At 66.4% G+C, this 14901-nt stretch carries 19 protein-coding genes; 12 read left to right on the top strand and 7 right to left on the bottom strand.

The genetic code is table 11. From position 1 onward, the window contains the following. Nucleotides 1–308: SPOR domain-containing protein (locus tag ACQ5SA_RS17300; protein WP_499315198.1), on the top strand; the 308-nt coding region annotated here is incomplete at its 5' end. Nucleotides 309–371: 63 nt separating this feature from the next. Here the strand turns inward: ACQ5SA_RS17300 and ACQ5SA_RS17295 are convergent. Together ACQ5SA_RS17295 and ACQ5SA_RS17290 are read right to left on the bottom strand one after the other, a co-directional pair. Beyond that, nucleotides 372–1124, bottom strand: coding sequence for an SDR family NAD(P)-dependent oxidoreductase (locus tag ACQ5SA_RS17295; RefSeq protein ID WP_089241353.1), 753 nt, complete (start codon nucleotides 1122–1124; stop codon nucleotides 372–374). A gap of 88 nt (nucleotides 1125–1212) precedes the next feature. Beyond that, nucleotides 1213–1707: a hypothetical protein gene (locus ACQ5SA_RS17290; RefSeq protein WP_499315197.1), complete on the bottom strand. Its 495-nt coding sequence runs from the start codon at nucleotides 1705–1707 to the stop codon at nucleotides 1213–1215. Between the two features lie 85 nt (nucleotides 1708–1792). On the opposite strand from ACQ5SA_RS17290, the gene ACQ5SA_RS17285 reads away from it, so the two are divergent. Continuing rightward, entirely contained in the window at nucleotides 1793–2260 is a 468-nt protein-coding gene (locus tag ACQ5SA_RS17285; protein WP_499315195.1) for a YehS family protein, read from the top strand. A gap of 154 nt (nucleotides 2261–2414) precedes the next feature. Here ACQ5SA_RS17285 and ACQ5SA_RS17280 read toward each other — a convergent pair whose 3' ends face one another. Continuing rightward, entirely contained in the window at nucleotides 2415–3113 is a 699-nt protein-coding gene (locus ACQ5SA_RS17280; RefSeq protein ID WP_499315193.1) for a TorF family putative porin, read from the bottom strand. A gap of 165 nt (nucleotides 3114–3278) precedes the next feature. Here ACQ5SA_RS17280 and ACQ5SA_RS17275 point away from each other — a divergent pair, with 165 nt between their 5' ends. After that, nucleotides 3279–3668, top strand: a complete 390-nt coding sequence (locus tag ACQ5SA_RS17275) for a DUF6165 family protein (protein WP_499315192.1) — start codon at nucleotides 3279–3281, stop codon at nucleotides 3666–3668. A 5-nt stretch (nucleotides 3669–3673) separates the two neighbouring features. Here the strand turns inward: ACQ5SA_RS17275 and ACQ5SA_RS17270 are convergent, their stop codons facing one another. Both ACQ5SA_RS17270 and ACQ5SA_RS17265 read right to left on the bottom strand, forming a co-directional pair. Continuing rightward, nucleotides 3674–4351 carry a response regulator gene (locus ACQ5SA_RS17270; protein ID WP_499315190.1) on the bottom strand — a complete coding sequence of 226 codons (678 nt, stop codon included), beginning with the start codon at nucleotides 4349–4351 and terminating at the stop codon, nucleotides 3674–3676. 190 nt (nucleotides 4352–4541) lie between these two features. Continuing rightward, the gene (locus tag ACQ5SA_RS17265) at nucleotides 4542–5114 is read right to left on the bottom strand and encodes an OmpO family porin (protein WP_025878364.1); all 573 of its coding nucleotides are present in this window, start codon (nucleotides 5112–5114) and stop codon (nucleotides 4542–4544) included. 278 nt (nucleotides 5115–5392) lie between these two features. Here ACQ5SA_RS17265 and ACQ5SA_RS17260 point away from each other — a divergent pair, with 278 nt between their 5' ends. After that, nucleotides 5393–5752: a DUF1428 domain-containing protein gene (locus tag ACQ5SA_RS17260; RefSeq protein WP_089241371.1), complete on the top strand. Its 360-nt coding sequence runs from the start codon at nucleotides 5393–5395 to the stop codon at nucleotides 5750–5752. A gap of 15 nt (nucleotides 5753–5767) precedes the next feature. Here the strand turns inward: ACQ5SA_RS17260 and ACQ5SA_RS17255 are convergent, their stop codons facing one another. Both ACQ5SA_RS17255 and ACQ5SA_RS17250 read right to left on the bottom strand, forming a co-directional pair. Beyond that, on the bottom strand, nucleotides 5768–6463 hold the full coding sequence (locus ACQ5SA_RS17255; RefSeq protein WP_499315187.1) for a hypothetical protein: 696 nt from the start codon (nucleotides 6461–6463) through the stop codon (nucleotides 5768–5770). A 137-nt stretch (nucleotides 6464–6600) separates the two neighbouring features. Continuing rightward, nucleotides 6601–7515 (bottom strand): histone, encoded by a 915-nt coding sequence (locus ACQ5SA_RS17250; protein ID WP_499315186.1) that lies wholly within the window; start codon nucleotides 7513–7515, stop codon nucleotides 6601–6603. A gap of 489 nt (nucleotides 7516–8004) precedes the next feature. Here ACQ5SA_RS17250 and ACQ5SA_RS17245 point away from each other — a divergent pair, with 489 nt between their 5' ends. The 8 genes from ACQ5SA_RS17245 (at nucleotide 8005) to ACQ5SA_RS17210 (ending at nucleotide 14715) form a co-directional block, all read left to right on the top strand. Beyond that, on the top strand, nucleotides 8005–9438 hold the full coding sequence (locus ACQ5SA_RS17245) for a Do family serine endopeptidase (protein WP_353101530.1): 1434 nt from the start codon (nucleotides 8005–8007) through the stop codon (nucleotides 9436–9438). A gap of 102 nt (nucleotides 9439–9540) precedes the next feature. Beyond that, nucleotides 9541–9903: a hypothetical protein gene (locus tag ACQ5SA_RS17240; RefSeq protein WP_025878359.1), complete on the top strand. Its 363-nt coding sequence runs from the start codon at nucleotides 9541–9543 to the stop codon at nucleotides 9901–9903. An 8-nt stretch (nucleotides 9904–9911) separates the two neighbouring features. Continuing rightward, complete coding sequence (locus tag ACQ5SA_RS17235) at nucleotides 9912–10382, top strand: phage holin family protein (protein WP_089241379.1); 471 nt, start codon at nucleotides 9912–9914, stop codon at nucleotides 10380–10382. Next, on the top strand, nucleotides 10379–10834 hold the full coding sequence (locus ACQ5SA_RS17230) for a protein sip-5 (protein ID WP_499315184.1): 456 nt from the start codon (nucleotides 10379–10381) through the stop codon (nucleotides 10832–10834). Before ACQ5SA_RS17235 ends, ACQ5SA_RS17230 begins: the two co-directional genes overlap by 4 nt. A gap of 67 nt (nucleotides 10835–10901) precedes the next feature. Continuing rightward, entirely contained in the window at nucleotides 10902–12008 is a 1107-nt protein-coding gene (locus ACQ5SA_RS17225; RefSeq protein WP_353101532.1) for an AI-2E family transporter, read from the top strand. Nucleotides 12009–12078: 70 nt separating this feature from the next. Continuing rightward, a complete protein-coding gene (locus tag ACQ5SA_RS17220) occupies nucleotides 12079–12546 on the top strand; it encodes a hypothetical protein (protein WP_442244029.1) in 468 nt (155 codons plus the stop codon). A 69-nt stretch (nucleotides 12547–12615) separates the two neighbouring features. Beyond that, nucleotides 12616–13344 carry an HAD family hydrolase gene (locus ACQ5SA_RS17215; protein ID WP_089241387.1) on the top strand — a complete coding sequence of 243 codons (729 nt, stop codon included), beginning with the start codon at nucleotides 12616–12618 and terminating at the stop codon, nucleotides 13342–13344. A gap of 3 nt (nucleotides 13345–13347) precedes the next feature. Then, a complete protein-coding gene (locus tag ACQ5SA_RS17210) occupies nucleotides 13348–14715 on the top strand; it encodes a leucyl aminopeptidase family protein (protein WP_353101534.1) in 1368 nt (455 codons plus the stop codon). Nucleotides 14716–14901: the final 186 nt, after the last annotated feature.

Here is a 14901-nt window from a genome sequence, read left to right as displayed (position 1 = left end):
AGAGGTGTATAAGGGACGGCAGTGAAGCCGCCCCGGCCGCTGCCAGCGCTGCGGCAGCCCCGGCACCGGCCGACAACGCCCGCTACATCCTGCAGGCAGGTGCGTTCGGCGCTTCTGGCGATGCCGAAGCGACCAAGGCCAAGCTGGCGATGATGGGCCTGGCCGCACGCGTGGAGTCGGCGCAGATCAACGGCAAGACCGTGTACCGCGTGCGCATGGGGCCCTATGGCAGCGCCGGTGAGCTTTCCGAAGCCAAGCAGAAGCTGGATGGCACCGGGCTGCAGGCGATGGCGATCAAGGCGCAGTAAGTCTGCGGGCATGAATGAAAAAAGCCGGGCATTGCCCGGCTTTTTTTTCGCCTGTAGAGCCGATCAGCCCTCGCGGGCAACCTGGAAGCCGGCGAACGACTGGCTGACCGGCATCAGTTCCAGGCGATTGATGTTCAGGTGCGGCGGCAGGCTCGCCACCCAGAAGATCTGCTCGGCGATGTCCTCGGCGGTCATCGGGTTGGCGCCGGTGTACAGCTTGTCCGACGCGACCTGGTCGCCATGGGTGCGGACCACGGTGAATTCGGTTTCGGCCATGCCCGGCTCGATGGTGGTGACGCGTACGCCGGTACCGTGCAGGTCCGAACGCAGGCCCAGCGAGAACTGGCTGACGAAGGCCTTGGTGCCGCCATAAGCGTTGCCGCCGGGATACGGATAGACACCGGCCACCGAGGAAATGTTGATGATGGCGCCCTTGCGCTCCACCAGCTGCGGCAACAGGCGATGGGTCAGGGTGACCAGCGCGGTGATGTTGGTGTCGATCATCGTCGTCCAGTCCTTCAGGCTGGCGCTCTGCGCCGGCGCGGTGCCCTGGGCGAGACCGGCATTGTTGACCAGCAGGTCGATGTCACCGAAGGCCGGCGGCAGAGCCAACAGTGCCGCTTCCATTGCGATCGGATCACGCACATCGAACACGGCCGCGTGCACCACCTCCTTGCCGTAACGCTCGACCAGCGGCTGCAGGCGTTCGCTGCGACGGCCAGTGGCGATCACTTTCCAGCCCGCCTGGGCGAAGCGATGCACGGCGGCGGCGCCGAAGCCGGAGGTGGCACCGGTAATCAGGACGGTTCGGGTCATCAGACAACTCCGTTGGAAACCAGACCGCCATTCTGGCACCGTCGGTCCACGGCTGCGTTGCCTGATCGGCCCGCTGCGGTGCGCGCGGTCAGCGCAGGCGGAACACGCGTGCCTTCGGCAGGTCTTCGTCGACCTGCAGGAACCAGCGCCCGGCGATACCCGGAATCACCTCGATCTGCGGCGCCTGCAGGGTCTTGCGCAGCTTCATCTGGCCCTTCATCACCTGCCACTGCTGGCCGTTGTCGAGGGTGAACACCGTGCCCGGCTCCCAGCCCGCAACGTCGCCGACCACGCGGGCACTGACCGGGCCCTCTTCCAGGCCCAGGTGCATTGCCGCCGGGGCGGGAGCGTTGGCCGGCAACGGTGCGCTGGTGCTGGCGGCAACCGTCGTCCGCGTGGGGACGGGCGCAGATGCCTCGGCCTCGCGCAGCACGCGATTCAAGGTCTGCAGCTGGATCGCGTCCAGGCCCACTTCGGCCAGCTGGGCCGCGCTGAGACGCTGCTCCACGGGTACGTAGCGGTCCTGGGCGGTGGCGGCGAAGCTGCTGGCGACCAGCAGGGCGGAAAGGAGGTACCGGCGCATCGAAGGGAATCCCTGCAGAACAGCGCTCACGATGCTGCAATCCGGTGACAGTCCGGTTACAGCCGCCGGGCCGCTACAATGGGCCATGATCAATAATGATGTACTGCGCAGCGTGCGCTATTCCCTGGACCTCGGCGACCACCACGTGGTCTCCCTGTGCCAGATGGCCGATCCGGCGTTCGTGGTGGATGTCGAACAGGCCAAGGCCTGGTTGCTGCGTGAAGACGAGCCGGGCTTCCAGGCAATGAGCGACAGTGCGCTGGCGCACTTCCTCGATGGCCTGATCCTGCACCTGCGCGGTCAGGATGAGGGCCAGGCACCGCGCCCGGTGGAAACCCGCATCGACAACAATCTCGTGCTGAAGAAGCTGCGCGTGGCCTTCCAGCTGCGCGACGTCGACATGATGGAGATCTTCACCAGCATCGGCTTCAACGTCTCCAAATCCGAACTCGGTGCGCTGTTCCGCCAACCTGGCCACAAGAACTATCGGCGCTGTCTGGACCAGATGCTGCGCAACTTCCTCAAGGGCCTGAGCCTGCGCCTGCGCGGCTGAGCACGGCTTCGACGAAGACACGCGCTGCTTCGGCACAGGTCTACAAGCGCTCTGGCTGGACTGATGTGTGCGTGGCCGGTACCGCGGTGGCGGTACTGGCCCTGCTGGCGTGGCTGCCCACTGCCTGGCGCACACGCTGGGTGGCGTCGACCGACTAGAAGCTGCCCTGCAACGCCAGCTCCCAGCGTCCGCCGGCATTGCCCGGGAACAACCGCTTGGCGGCGCTGTCGGTGTCATGCGCGGTGGCGCGCAGTTCCCAGGTCGGCGTCAGCGTGGCAATGGCACTGAGCTGGCCATGCAGGTAGTCCGGTCCCTGCGCGGTGGCCAGCCAGTACTGCCCCACCGCTGCTTCCAAGCGCACGCGCTCGTTCAGCGGCAGCCGCACCCCCAACTGCGCGTAAGTGCCGCGACGACCGCCGGCCAACGCATCGTCGGAGTGGGCAACCTGCAGCCAGGCGCGTTGCTTCCAGGTAGTGGTGACATTGAGTTCGGTCCAGTCCAGTGCGCGGCCAGTACCCGGATACACATAGCGGGTGAGGTTCGCATCCAGGCTCCAGTCCGGCGACAGCGTGCCGGACCAGCCGGCGACGAGGTCGAACTCGCTGCGTGCACCGCTGTCCGGCGTGAACGAGACATTGGAGCCCCAGGCGCTGGCATACCAGCCCGAACCCACCGTCACCTTGACCCCCACCTGCGCGGTCGGATCGCCGTCACTCTGCGAACTTCCGCGCCAGACATAGTCGCTGGTCAATGCAGCCGTGCCGCTTACCTGCACCTGTGCCTGCACGCTGCCGGCGCACAGCAGGCCCGCCAGTGCGGCCGCGGTGGCCACGATCATCCCCTTGCTCTTCACTGCACTCACTTCTTCGTCGAAGGCGGTCTGTCCGCCGGGACGGCAGTGTCGATGGCATGGCCGTAACGGTTCGATGGCGATGCCGCCGCGCCAGCGCAAAATCAGCGTAAATCCGCGGCGCGGTGAGCGCGGTATCATGCAGGCCTATTTCCAGGAACCAACCGCGTGGACGCCATCCTGACCCCGGTATCGATCGGCGAGCTGATCGACAAGATCACCATTCTCGAGATCAAGGCCGAGCGCATCGACGATGCGACCAAGCTGGCCAACGTGCGCACCGAGCTCGGCGGCCTGCTGCCGCTGCTGCAGCAGCAGCTTGAAGCACAGCCGGCGCTGGCCGCGCTGAAGACGCAGCTGAAGGCGATCAACGAACGCATGTGGGACATCCAGGACCAGCTACGCGACAAGGAAGCGGCGCAGGCGTTCGACGAGGCGTTCATCCAGTTGGCGCGCGGCGTGTACGGCACCAACGGTGAGCGCGTGCAGGTCAAGAACGAGATCAACCGCGTCGCCGGTTCGGCGCTGGTGGAAGAAAAGCAGTACCAGGGCGAGTAGACCGCTCAGCCGCATTCAAGCAGGTGGCGGATGCGGAACAGCTCGCCATCGCTGTTGATGCCGAGCTTCCGGTAGGCCGTGCGCTTCTGCGTGCTGACGGTACTGGCCGAACGGCCGAATCGCAATGCTACTTCTCCGGTGCTGCAGCCCTGCAGGACCAACCTGAGCACTTCGCGCTCGCGCCGGCTCAACGGCGTCAGCACGGGTGCCGGCGTGCGCCGCAGGCGCGGCCGGTTCAGTTGCGTGCGCAATTCCGGCGGCACGAAGCGCCTGCCACTTGCCACGACATCCACCGCGCGCAACAACATCTCTGCCGACGTTGCCTTGGACAGGAATCCGCGTGCACCGGCCTGCATTGCCGTGGTCACCGTGCTGGCGTTGCAGTGCGCGGACAGCACCAGCACCGGCAACAGCGGCCAGCGCTGGGACAGCCTGCGCAGCAGGGCCAGCCCATCACCGGCATCGCCTGGCAGCAATGCGTCGATCAACAGCAGGTCGATGCCGCCCGGGTTGCGCTGCAGCAGGTCCAGCAGCGCGCGTTCGTCGGCAACACTGCCGCAGACCTGCACGCCGCCGTGCTGGCGCAGTATCACTTCCACGCCCAATCGCAGTACCGGATGCGGGGCCAGCAGTGCCAGGCGGCAAGGCTGGTCAGGGAGCAGAGCGGGAACGACAAGCGGCATTGCGGCAGATCCGGATGTACGGAAAGCCCACCGTAGGTCGGGATCGCAGGCAGCGGAATCCAATTTATTGCAACGCAACATCGTCCCGGACCGGCAGTCAGATGGCGTTCCGGTTCCCCACAACGAAACAGGCCCGGCGTGAGCCGGGCCTGTCGAGGCACAAGCAGCGCAGAACTGCGCCGCGGTGCGATTACCAGCTGAAGCGCGGGCCGACGGTGTATTCCTTGTCGCCGTGGCGGTTCATCTTCAGCTCGCCGTTCAGGCCCCAGTTCTGGTTCAGCTTGACCTGACCACCCAGACGGCCGTACCACTGGCTGTCGATGTCGACGCCGTGCTTCTTCGAATAGTCTTCGTAACCGACCAGGCCGTAGACCTCAGCGTGGGCACCGAACGCGGTGCGGATACCGGCTTCAGCGCTGTAGCCGTTGAAATCCAGGCCGTGCTTCTGGTCGAACTTCTGGTAGGCAACGCGGGCAACGAAGTCGGTCGACGGAGCGATTTCGACGTTGTAGCCGGCACCGACCTTCCACTGGTCAACCTTGATGTTGGTGTGGTCGACTTCCTGACGGCTGTATTCGCCGAACGCGTGGAAGTTCGGCAGGAAGCCGTAGGAACCCTTCACGCCCCAGCCATCAGCCTTGATGCCGTCAACGTCGGTCTTGGCGTAATCAGCCTCGGCGTAGTTGTAGGACAGGTTCTCGGCAGCCGAAGCGGTGAACGGCAGGGCAGCGGCCAGAGCCAGAGCAATCAGCGAATTCTTCATGGGGGTACACCTTTACTTTCTTATGGTGTGCAGCAGCGCCAGGGCGCCATCGCATCGGGAATGTAAATTCTCCGTTATTCGCCACAACGCTCCCTGAAAACAGCGGTCTTCGCATTGCTGAATTTTTTGCATTGATTCAGCAAGGCTCAGGCATACGCGCGCGGTACGCGCACGCGCTTCGATTCAACGGCGCGACACACGATGTCGATTTCCCGCACCCTGCAGCGTCGGGTATTTGAAGGCCGTGCACCTGGCACGGTCCATTCCGGAGGCAAGCGATGAGCTACATCGATGGTTTCGTACTGGCGGTGCCCACCGCCAACAAGGAGAAATTCCTCGCCCACGCCCGCAGCGCCGATGTGGTGTTCCTGGAATATGGAGCACTGCGGGTGGTCGAAGGCTGGGGCGATGACGTGCCGCATGGCAAGACCACCGACTTCTTCGGCGCAGTGAAAGCCACGACGGAGGAAACGGTGGTGTTTTCCTGGATCGAGTGGCCGGACAAGGCCACCCGCGATGCAGGCATGCAGAAAATGATGGAAGACCCGCGCTTGGACCCGACGAAGAATCCCATGCCGTTCGACGGTGCGCGGATGATCTATGGCGGGTTCGAGCCGATCTTCGAGCTCAAGCGCTGACCCGGGCGGGCGTCCTCAGCGGGCGCCCGCTTCATCCTCACCGGCTGCATGGCCGGCACCCAGCGCAGCACCCGCGCCCACACCCAGCCCGCCCATTCCGGCGCCCATGCCACCGCCACCACCACCGCCACCGGTGCGACCGCCCTTGCCTTCACCCTCGTTGCGGCCCTTGCCACTTCCGCCACCGCTGCCCGCAGGGCGGGTAGGCCCCTGCCGCGGGATCTCCAGGTCGGCCGGCACCGGCGCAAGGTCCAGCGCCTCGCGGACAAAGTCGCGCAGCGAGATCACCAGTTCGTGTGTGTGCACCGGGCGCCCCTGCGCCAGTTCACTGGCAGCGCGGGCAGCCAGTCGTACCTGCTCGTCGGTGCCCAGCAGCAGGATGTCCGACAAGGCCGCTTCGACCGCATCGCGGATGCGCCTGGCCCGATCCGAGCCCGGCTCGGCGATGCCTTCTTCGTGGGCGCGCTGGCGCAGGTCGCGCAGATGGGCCGGGTCGACCCCCAGCTCGCCGGTGAAGGAACCACCGAGCGTCTTGTAGGCCGCCATCAAGGTACGCAGCCGCTCGTTGATCTGGCGGTTCTCGCGTTCGCGGCGCTGCTGCAGGGTCTGCATCACCAGCAGGCGGATACCCACGCCGAGCAGGGTGATCAGGACCAACCCGGCCAGGGTGGACAGCACGCCCTGCCAGGAACTGAAATCGATACCGCGCATGGCCAGGACTCCTGCGGAAGACCTTCATCTTGCCCCAGCCTGCTGCCGCAGATCCACGTCAGGCGCGGATGAGCGCCCCCGAAAACGCAGAAGGCCCTCCCGCCCGATGAGCGGAAGGGCCTTCGAACCACGCGCGATTACTTGCGCTTGGCAGCCTTGCGCACGGCCTTCTTGGCCGGAGCCTTCTTGGCCACGGCCTTCTTCAGCGGTGCAGCCTTCTTGGCGACGGTCTTACGGGTAGCGGCAGCCTTCTTGCCGACAACCTTCTTGGCGACGGCGGTCTTCTTGCCGACAACCTTCTTGGCAGCAGCGGTCCTCTTGCCGACAACCTTCTTGGCAGCGGCGGTCTTCTTGCCGACGACCTTCTTCGCAGCGACGGTCTTCTTGCCGACAACCTTCTTCGCAGCGACGGTCTTCTTGCCGGCGACCTTCTTGGCAGCCACGGTCTTCTTGGCCACAGCCTTCTTGGCGGTAGCGACCTTCTTGCCGACAACCTTCTTGGCAGCCACGGTCTTCTTGGCTACAGCCTTCTTGGCGGTAGCGACCTTCTTGCCGACAACCTTCTTGGCAGCAGCGGTCTTCTTGGCCACAGCCTTCTTGGCGGTCGCAACCTTCTTGGTGGCGGCCTTCTTCACGGTGGCGACCTTCTTGCCGGCAGCCTTGGTGGTCTTCTTGGCAGCAGCAGCCTTCTTGGTCACGGTCTTGCCGGCAGCCGCCTTCTTCTTGGCCACTTCCTTCTTCAGGGCAGCAGCTTCGGCCTTGGCGTTCTTCTTGGCCGCTTCCAGCTTCTTCTTGGCGTTGGCAACGGTCTTGCCGACCGACTTGACGGCCTTCTCGGCCTTCTTGGCAACGGTCTTCTCGACCTTGGCCACAACCTTCTTGGCCTTGGCGACGCGGGTGGTGGCAGCCTTGCGGGCGCGCTTGACGGTCTTCTTGACCGACTTCACTGCGTCTTCGGCGGCGTGGGCGATGGTCTCGCCGACGTTGGTGGCGGTTTCTTTCACGTTCTCGACGGCGTCGGTCACGACCGACACACCATTACCGTTGCTCATGTTGCCCTCCTAGGGGCCTGGATTGTCAAAACGGGGCGATGCTATACCGACAATGGCTATCGTGGAACGGGCACGGCTAGTCAATCGCATCTGCTGCGACGCAACTGGTGTATGCGGTAGCGGCTGTCGACGCGACCCGCAATCAGGAAATCCCTTTTTTTAAGCAGTGTGCTGCGCAACCCGCCTGCTGCCCGCAGGCCAATGCACGGACTGGCAGCCACAGCGCATCCATGCCGCGATGAGCGTCATCGCAAGGTCAAGAAGCGCGGAACTGCGCAAGTGTCGCGGTGTATCACGGCGCTGTCGGCTTGCCTTGCGGCGCTCACTCGCAGCTGTCGCGAACAGCGGCACAGCGCGCGCGGCACCTTTCCACCGCCCTCGGCGCGGGTCGGATTTTCATGGGGCATTTATCCAGATCGCGACACACTCATTCAGCTTGTTCTACCGTATGCGTCAACGGCCCCCATCCCAGCCTGCGAACCGACTCCCATGCGACCGCTTCCCACCCTGCTTACGCTCGCAATCGCTGCTGCCTTCGGCGGCTTCGTTGCCACTGGCCTCAACGCGCATCTGGACAACCGTGCCGATGCCGCACCGCTGCCAGCGGTGCTTCCCACCACCGCAGCACTGCCGGCAGCGGTTGCCGGGCAGGCGGTGCCATCGCTTGCACCGATGCTGGAAAAGGCGATGCCCGCGGTGGTCAGCGTCAACACCAAGCAGGTGGTACGGGTGCGCAACCCGTTCTTCAACGACCCGTTCTTCCGCCGTCTGTTCCCGGACATCCCGCAGGAGCGGATCAACGAATCGCTCGGTTCGGGTGTCATCATCGATGCCACCGAAGGCCTGGTGCTGACCAACCACCACGTCATCGACAACGCCGATGACGTGCAGGTGACACTGGCTGATGGGCGCACGGTCAAGGCCGAATTCCTCGGTTCGGACCGCGACACCGACATCGCGCTGATCCGCATTCCGGCGCAGAACCTGACCGACATCAAGCTGGGCAACAGCGACCAGCTGCGGGTGGGCGACTTCGTGGTCGCCATCGGCAATCCGTTCGGTTTCAGCCAGACGGTGACCTCGGGCATCGTCTCGGCGGTGGGCCGCAGCGGCATCCGCGGGCTGGGCTACCAGAACTTCATCCAGACCGACGCGTCGATCAACCCGGGCAATTCCGGTGGCGCGCTGGTCAACCTGCAGGGTCAGCTGGTGGGCATCAACACCGCCAGCTTCAACCCGCAGGGCAGCATGGCCGGCAACATCGGCCTGGGCCTGGCGATTCCGTCGAACCTGGCCCGCAGCGTGGTCGACCAGCTGGTCAAGCATGGCGTGGTGGTGCGCGGCACGCTGGGCATCGAAAGCCAGAACCTGAGCGCGCAGATCGCGCAGGGCCTGGGCCTGGGCGAAACCCGCGGCGCACTGGTGACCCGCGTGCTGGCCGGTTCGGCCGGTGCCGCCGCAGGGCTGAAGCCGGGCGACGTGGTGGTCTCGGCCAACAGCCAGCGTGTGGACAGTGCCGAAGCACTGCACAACGTGGAAGGCCTGGCGGCGGTGGGCAGCGTGCTGACCCTGGACGTTCGCCGCGAAGGCAAGCCGCTGCAGATCAAGGCAACGCTGAAGGAACAGGCGCGCGTGGTCAGCGGCGAGAGCCTGGACCCGCGCCTGACCGGTGCCAGCTTCGTCGACCTGCCTGAATCGCTGCGCCAGTCCGGCGTGGGCGGCGTGCTGGTCAGCGAGGTCAAGCGCGGCAGCCGCGCCGCGACCAATGGCCTGCAGCAGGGCGACATCATCACCGATGCCACGGTTGGCGAATTCGCCGACCTGGCCAGCTGGCGCGCCAATTTCCAGCAGCGCCCGCCGACCCTGGTGCTGCGTGTCCTGCGCAACAATGGCCAGCAGCAGGGCCAGTTGGTGATGCGGTGATCGCCTGGCCGTAACGCCCCCTATACCCGCGTGATGCTATCTCTGCATGTCCAGATCGGCTGAGCCGATCGCCCGTTCCCCCATCGCAACAGGAGTGATTCGATGAGCCCCACCAATACCGAGAACCTGAAGGACCACCTGGGTGAAGCCGGTTCCCACCTGAAGCAGGCCGCCAGCGCTGCCGGCGGTGCGATCAAGGGCGCTACCGGCGCCGCGACCGACGAACTGCGCATCGGCAAGGCTAACGTCAAGGCTGAACTGTCCGACAGCGCGCTGTCGGGCCTGGCTGCCGCCGAGTTCGGTGGTGCCGCCGCCAAGGAGCAGGTCGACGCACTGATGGACAAGGGCAAGGACCTGATCGACAGCGCCGCTGAACTGATCCGCGAACGTCCGCTGGCCTCGTTCGGCGTGGCTTTCGCTACCGGCTGGATCATCGCCAAGCTGGCCCGCGGCAGCGACAAGTAAGCTGCGGCGTGAGCGAAGACACCACGCAACGTCCCGATCCGGCGGCCACGCCGCCGTTGGACGAGAGCATCCGCCAGGTCGGCGCTGCCGGCCGGGCGACTGTCGATTCGGCCAAGCACTCGCTGCGTTCGCTGCGCCGGTTGGCGTCGGCGGACTTTGCGCTTGCACGCAGCGCGTTCGGGCGTGCGTTGGCCTGGGCCGGCGTCGCCATCGTGTTCGGCGCCTCGGCGTGGCTGCTGATGGCCGCCACCCTGATCGCCCTGCTGCAGAGCTTCGGGCTGAGTTGGCTGCAGGCCCTGCTGATCACCTCGTTGCTGAGTCTGGCCGTCACCGGCTACGCGATCTGGCGGGTTTCGTACTTCTTCCACCACACCGGCATGCACGCCACCCGGCGCCAGTTGTCGCGGTTGGGCCTGTTCGATGAGCCCACCGATGACGATCCCGATGCCGGCGTGCAGATTCCGGAGGGCAAGCCATGAAGTTCGGTGCACTGCAGCGGCGGGTGAAGCGCTGCGAACAGGTGATGGCCGTGCGCATCGGCGAAACCCAGGGCAACTGGGGCGTGCTCAGCCAGGTCTGGCGACAGGGCTGGTCGCCACTGCGCATCGTGGTGGTCGGTCTGGCCGGCGGTTTCATCGCCGGCAAGCTGGAGGTCCCGGGCAAGGTCAACGGCGCACGTTGGCTGCAGATGGTGGGCTCGGTGTCCAGCCTGTTCGCCAGCGCGCAGGCCGCGTTTGCCACCGTGGTGGCGGCGCAGGCGGCGGAAACCGCAGACGATGCCGCCGAGCAGGCCGATGAAGCCGCCGAGCAGCCACCACCCGCAGCTGCACGTCCGGCGGCACGATCAGCAGCGCAGCCGGCGCCCGAGCCCGGCTCGGAGCTGCGTGGGCCGCGTCCGGCCGAAGCGGCCACCGAATTGTCCGAACGTTGACCATCCATACCCGCCGCGTTGATCGCGGCGGGCCGATAATGGGTTTCTCTTCCCGGTCGGTGCGTCGATGAGCGAGTCCCTGTTGTCCCCGTCGTCGCCTGCGCCGGACGCCCCCGCACCGCTGCCTCCCACCTCGCGCCCACGTGGCCCGATGTCGCTGGTGATCCTGGCGACCCTGGCCGTGGCGTTCACCCTGTGGGCGGCACAGGACATCATCCTGCCCGTACTGCTGGCGATGTTCTTCGCCCTGGTCGGCAACCCGATCCTGCGGCTGCTGCAGAAGCTGTGGATTCCGCGCGCGCTCGGCGCCCTGCTGGTGCTGGGCGCCGGACTGGGCGTGACCGGTGCATTGGCGGTGCAGCTGATCGGCCCGGCAATGGACTGGGCACAGGAAGCACCGCAGCAGCTGCGCAAGGTGGCGCGCCAGGTGCAGGACCTGACCAAGCCGGTGCAGCAGGCCAACCAGGCGGCGGAGAATTTCGCGCGCGTGGCCGGTGGCGACGGCAACCGCAAGGTGCAGGTGATCCGCACCCAGCTTGATGATCCGTACCGCATGCTCACCCGCGCGCCGCGGCTGGCGGCCTCGGTGCTGGCCGTCGTGCTGCTGACGCTGTTCTTCATGATCTACGGCCAGAGCCTGCAGCGCGCAGCGATCGCCCTGTTCCCGAACCGGCAGCAGCAGCGTTTCACCAGCGACATCCTGCGCTCGATCGAGCATGAGGTATCGCGCTACGTATTGACCATCAGCGTGATCAACACCGTGGTAGGCCTGCTGTTGGCCGGCGTGCTGATGCTGCTCGGCATCGGCCTGCAGGAGGCCCTGCTGTGGGGCACCGTCGCGGCGCTGCTGAATTTCGCCCCGTATGTCGGCCCGTTGCTTGGCGTGGCGTTGATGCTGCTGATGGGCTTCGTCGAGTTCCGCGACCCGCTGCAGGCGCTGCTGCCTGCGGCCGCCTACCTGACCCTGCATACCCTGGAAGGGCAGCTGGTGACCCCGATCGTGCTTGGCCGGCAGATGAAACTGTCACCGCTGGTGCTGATCCTGGCGCTGATGGTGTTCGGCTGGGCCTGGGGCATGATCGGCCTGCTGCTGGCGGTGCCACTGCTGGTCTGCATCAAGCTGGTGCTGGCACGACTGGAGGGCATGCAGGGCTGGGCGCGCCTGCTGGAGTGAGCGGGCCAGGACCGGAAACAAGGGAAGAACTGGCAGAATACTCCCCCTTTTTTCGGATGGATCCGTTCGGATGACCTCGTTCGCCACACGCTGCCTCGCCCTCGCCTGCCTTGCCACCCCTGCTTTCGCCGCGACGCCACCGGCTGCCGACCAGGCGCGTACCCAGCTGGTCGAAGCAGTCACCTGCAAGCGCCACCTCACCCCCAAGCAGTTCGAAGCCATGGCGCAGCTGCTGGCGCCGCCCCCGCTGCGGGCGGAAAACGGCGAGTCCAGCGGCGAGTTCCGGTTGACCACGCCACTGATGGTGCTGGGCCAGCCCGTGACCCGCCTGCAGGTGTACGACGGCGACAGCGGCGAGGATGGCGTCGACAGTTTCACCGCGTACTTCAGCACTGCCAGCGTCGAACAGATCGCGGCACTGGCGAAGCTGTCCAATCCGGTGGCAGGTACCTATTCGCGGGAAGTGGGCCGGCACAACCTGGATGTGCAGCGGTTCGACGGCCAGACCACCATTGGCTGCTCCTACGACCTGCGCTGACGCACCCTGCAGTGACCCAAGCCCGCCGCGGCGCATGAAAGCCCGCGCGGGCAGGGGTAGAATGGCGGGGTGAAATTTCCTGTCCTAGCCATCACCCTCGACCTCGACGATACGCTGTGGCCGTTCGCTCCGATCGGCGCCCGCATCGACCAGGTCCTGTTCGACTGGATGCGTGAACACAGCCCCGCCACCGCCGCGATGTATCCGGTGGCGGCCATGCGCGAACTGCGCGAGCGCTCGTTCCGCGACAACCCCCACCTGCATTTCGACCTGAGCGCGCTGCGCCGGCTGACGATCCAGGAGGCGCTGGAAAACAGTGGCGCCAGCCTGGACCTTCTGGAACCGGCGTATGAAGTGTTCTACGCCGCGCGCAACCAGGTGGAGTGCTACCCGGATGCGCTGGACGCTCTGGCGCGGATCGCCGCGCGGGTGCCGGTGGCCGCGTTGAGCAACGGCAACGCCGACCTGGAACGGATCGGCCTGGCCCATCACTTCAGCTTCCAGCTGGGCGCGCGCGAGCATGGCGCGGCGAAGCCGGAAGCGAGCATTTTCCACGCTGCCTGCGACCGCCTGGGCGTCGCCCCGGCACAGGTGCTGCACGTGGGCGACCACGTCGAGATGGACGTGGCCGGCGCGATGGCTGCCGGCCTGCGCGGCTGCTGGATCAACCGCGAAGCGGCCACCTGGAACCATCCGCAGCTGCAGCCTGACCTGCAGTTCGACACCCTCACCGGTCTGGCCGATTGGCTCGATGCCAACCTCGACGCCGCCGACGCTGACGAATCCCGGAGTACCTGACGCATGAGCGAGATCACTGGTTTCACCGCCGACACCACCGCCGCGCTGCCGTTGCACGTGCTGGACCGCAGCCAGTTCGAGGCGTGGAAGAACAGCCAGTCCGCCGCGACCCAGGCGTGGTTGAAGTCGCAGGGCTTCACTGCCGGCGCGCATTCGTTTGCGCTGCTGCCCGGCGCCGATGGCCTGGCGGGCGCGGTGATCGGCGTCGGCGATCGCGGCGATGCCTACAGCTACGCCCATGCACCGCATGCTCTGCCGGAAGGCAGCGTGTGGCAGCTGGCCAGCGAACTGCCTGCCGCCGAACAAGCGCTGCTGCAGCTGGGCTGGGGCTTGGGCAGCTACCGTTTCGACCGCTACCGCAAGCGCAACCGCACGCCAGCCCAGCTGGTTGCCGCACCGACCGGCGAGGTGGCCGACCTGATCGCCGCGAGCCTGCGCGTGCGTGACTGGGTCAACACGCCGACCGAAGACATGGGCCCGCAGCAGCTGGAAGACGCCGCGCGTGCCCTGGCTGAAGCGCACGGCGCGCAGGTTGAAGCCATCACCGGCGACGAACTGCTGGCGCAGAACTTCCCGGCCATCCATGCGGTGGGCCGTGCCTCGCACCGCGCGCCGCGCCTGATCGTGCTGCGCTGGGGCAAGGAGTCCGACCCGGCGCTGGCGCTGGTCGGCAAGGGCGTGTGCTTCGATACCGGCGGCCTGGACATCAAGCCGGCCGACGGCATGCGCAACATGAAGAAGGACATGGGCGGTGCCGCCCACGCGCTGGCACTGGCCGGGCTGGTGATGGCCCAGCAGTTGCCGGTGCGCCTGACCCTGCTGGTTCCCGCGGTGGAAAATGCGATCGGCCCGGATGCTTTCCGTCCGGGCGAAGTGATCGCCACCCGCAAGGGCCTGAGCGTGGAGATCGACAACACCGACGCCGAAGGCCGGGTGATCCTGTGCGACGCGCTGACCTTCGCCGGTGAGCAGAAGCCGGACCTGGTGCTGGATTTCGCCACCCTGACCGGCGCGGCGCGCATCGCGCTGGGCCCGGATCTGCCGGCGCTGTTCAGCAACGATGACACGGTTGCCCAGCAGTGGCTGCAGGCTGGCGACGCCACCCGCGACCCGGTGTGGCGCATGCCGCTGTGGCGCCCGTACCTGCGTTACCTCAGCAGCGGCATCGCCGATCTGGCCAACGCCGGTTCGCGCATGGCCGGCTCGGTGACCGCTGCGCTGTACCTGGAACGCTTCCTGGAAGATGGCCAGCGTTGGGCACATCTGGACGTGTATGCCTGGAACGATGGCGAGCGCCCGGGCCGCCCGGCCGGTGGCGAAGCCCTCGCCCTGCGCTCGGCCTGGGCGATGCTGAAAGCGCGTTACGCCTGATGCAGCCGCCGGGCATGGCCCGGCGCTACCGATGCCGGTGCGGGTGCTGATCCGCAATCCCGTGGGTGCCGACCTTGGTCGGCACTGCATCACCCGGCAAATCTGACGAAAAATTGAATTTCGGCCTCGGCCGGGTTCTGCGAGGATGTGGTGGTCGCCCACCCACACGTCCGTGAAGGCAGGACT

It is taken from the genome of Stenotrophomonas indicatrix (assembly GCF_050573115.1).
GTDB lineage: Bacteria > Pseudomonadota > Gammaproteobacteria > Xanthomonadales > Xanthomonadaceae > Stenotrophomonas > Stenotrophomonas lactitubi_A.
This window is presented reverse-complemented; position numbering and strand designations above follow the sequence as displayed.

Coding starts and splice junctions, on each gene's coding strand:
- ACQ5SA_RS17295 (WP_089241353.1), bottom strand. CDS start 1,124: ATGACCCGAACCGTCCTGATTACCGGTGCCACCTCCGGCTTCGGCGCC.
- ACQ5SA_RS17290 (WP_499315197.1), bottom strand. CDS start 1,707: ATGCGCCGGTACCTCCTTTCCGCCCTGCTGGTCGCCAGCAGCTTCGCC.
- ACQ5SA_RS17285 (WP_499315195.1), top strand. CDS start 1,793: ATGATCAATAATGATGTACTGCGCAGCGTGCGCTATTCCCTGGACCTC.
- ACQ5SA_RS17270 (WP_499315190.1), bottom strand. CDS start 4,351: ATGCCGCTTGTCGTTCCCGCTCTGCTCCCTGACCAGCCTTGCCGCCTG.
- ACQ5SA_RS17265 (WP_025878364.1), bottom strand. CDS start 5,114: ATGAAGAATTCGCTGATTGCTCTGGCTCTGGCCGCTGCCCTGCCGTTC.
- ACQ5SA_RS17260 (WP_089241371.1), top strand. CDS start 5,393: ATGAGCTACATCGATGGTTTCGTACTGGCGGTGCCCACCGCCAACAAG.
- ACQ5SA_RS17255 (WP_499315187.1), bottom strand. CDS start 6,463: ATGCGCGGTATCGATTTCAGTTCCTGGCAGGGCGTGCTGTCCACCCTG.
- ACQ5SA_RS17250 (WP_499315186.1), bottom strand. CDS start 7,515: ATGAGCAACGGTAATGGTGTGTCGGTCGTGACCGACGCCGTCGAGAAC.
- ACQ5SA_RS17245 (WP_353101530.1), top strand. CDS start 8,005: ATGCGACCGCTTCCCACCCTGCTTACGCTCGCAATCGCTGCTGCCTTC.
- ACQ5SA_RS17240 (WP_025878359.1), top strand. CDS start 9,541: ATGAGCCCCACCAATACCGAGAACCTGAAGGACCACCTGGGTGAAGCC.
- ACQ5SA_RS17230 (WP_499315184.1), top strand. CDS start 10,379: ATGAAGTTCGGTGCACTGCAGCGGCGGGTGAAGCGCTGCGAACAGGTG.
- ACQ5SA_RS17225 (WP_353101532.1), top strand. CDS start 10,902: ATGAGCGAGTCCCTGTTGTCCCCGTCGTCGCCTGCGCCGGACGCCCCC.
- ACQ5SA_RS17220 (WP_442244029.1), top strand. CDS start 12,079: ATGACCTCGTTCGCCACACGCTGCCTCGCCCTCGCCTGCCTTGCCACC.
- ACQ5SA_RS17210 (WP_353101534.1), top strand. CDS start 13,348: ATGAGCGAGATCACTGGTTTCACCGCCGACACCACCGCCGCGCTGCCG.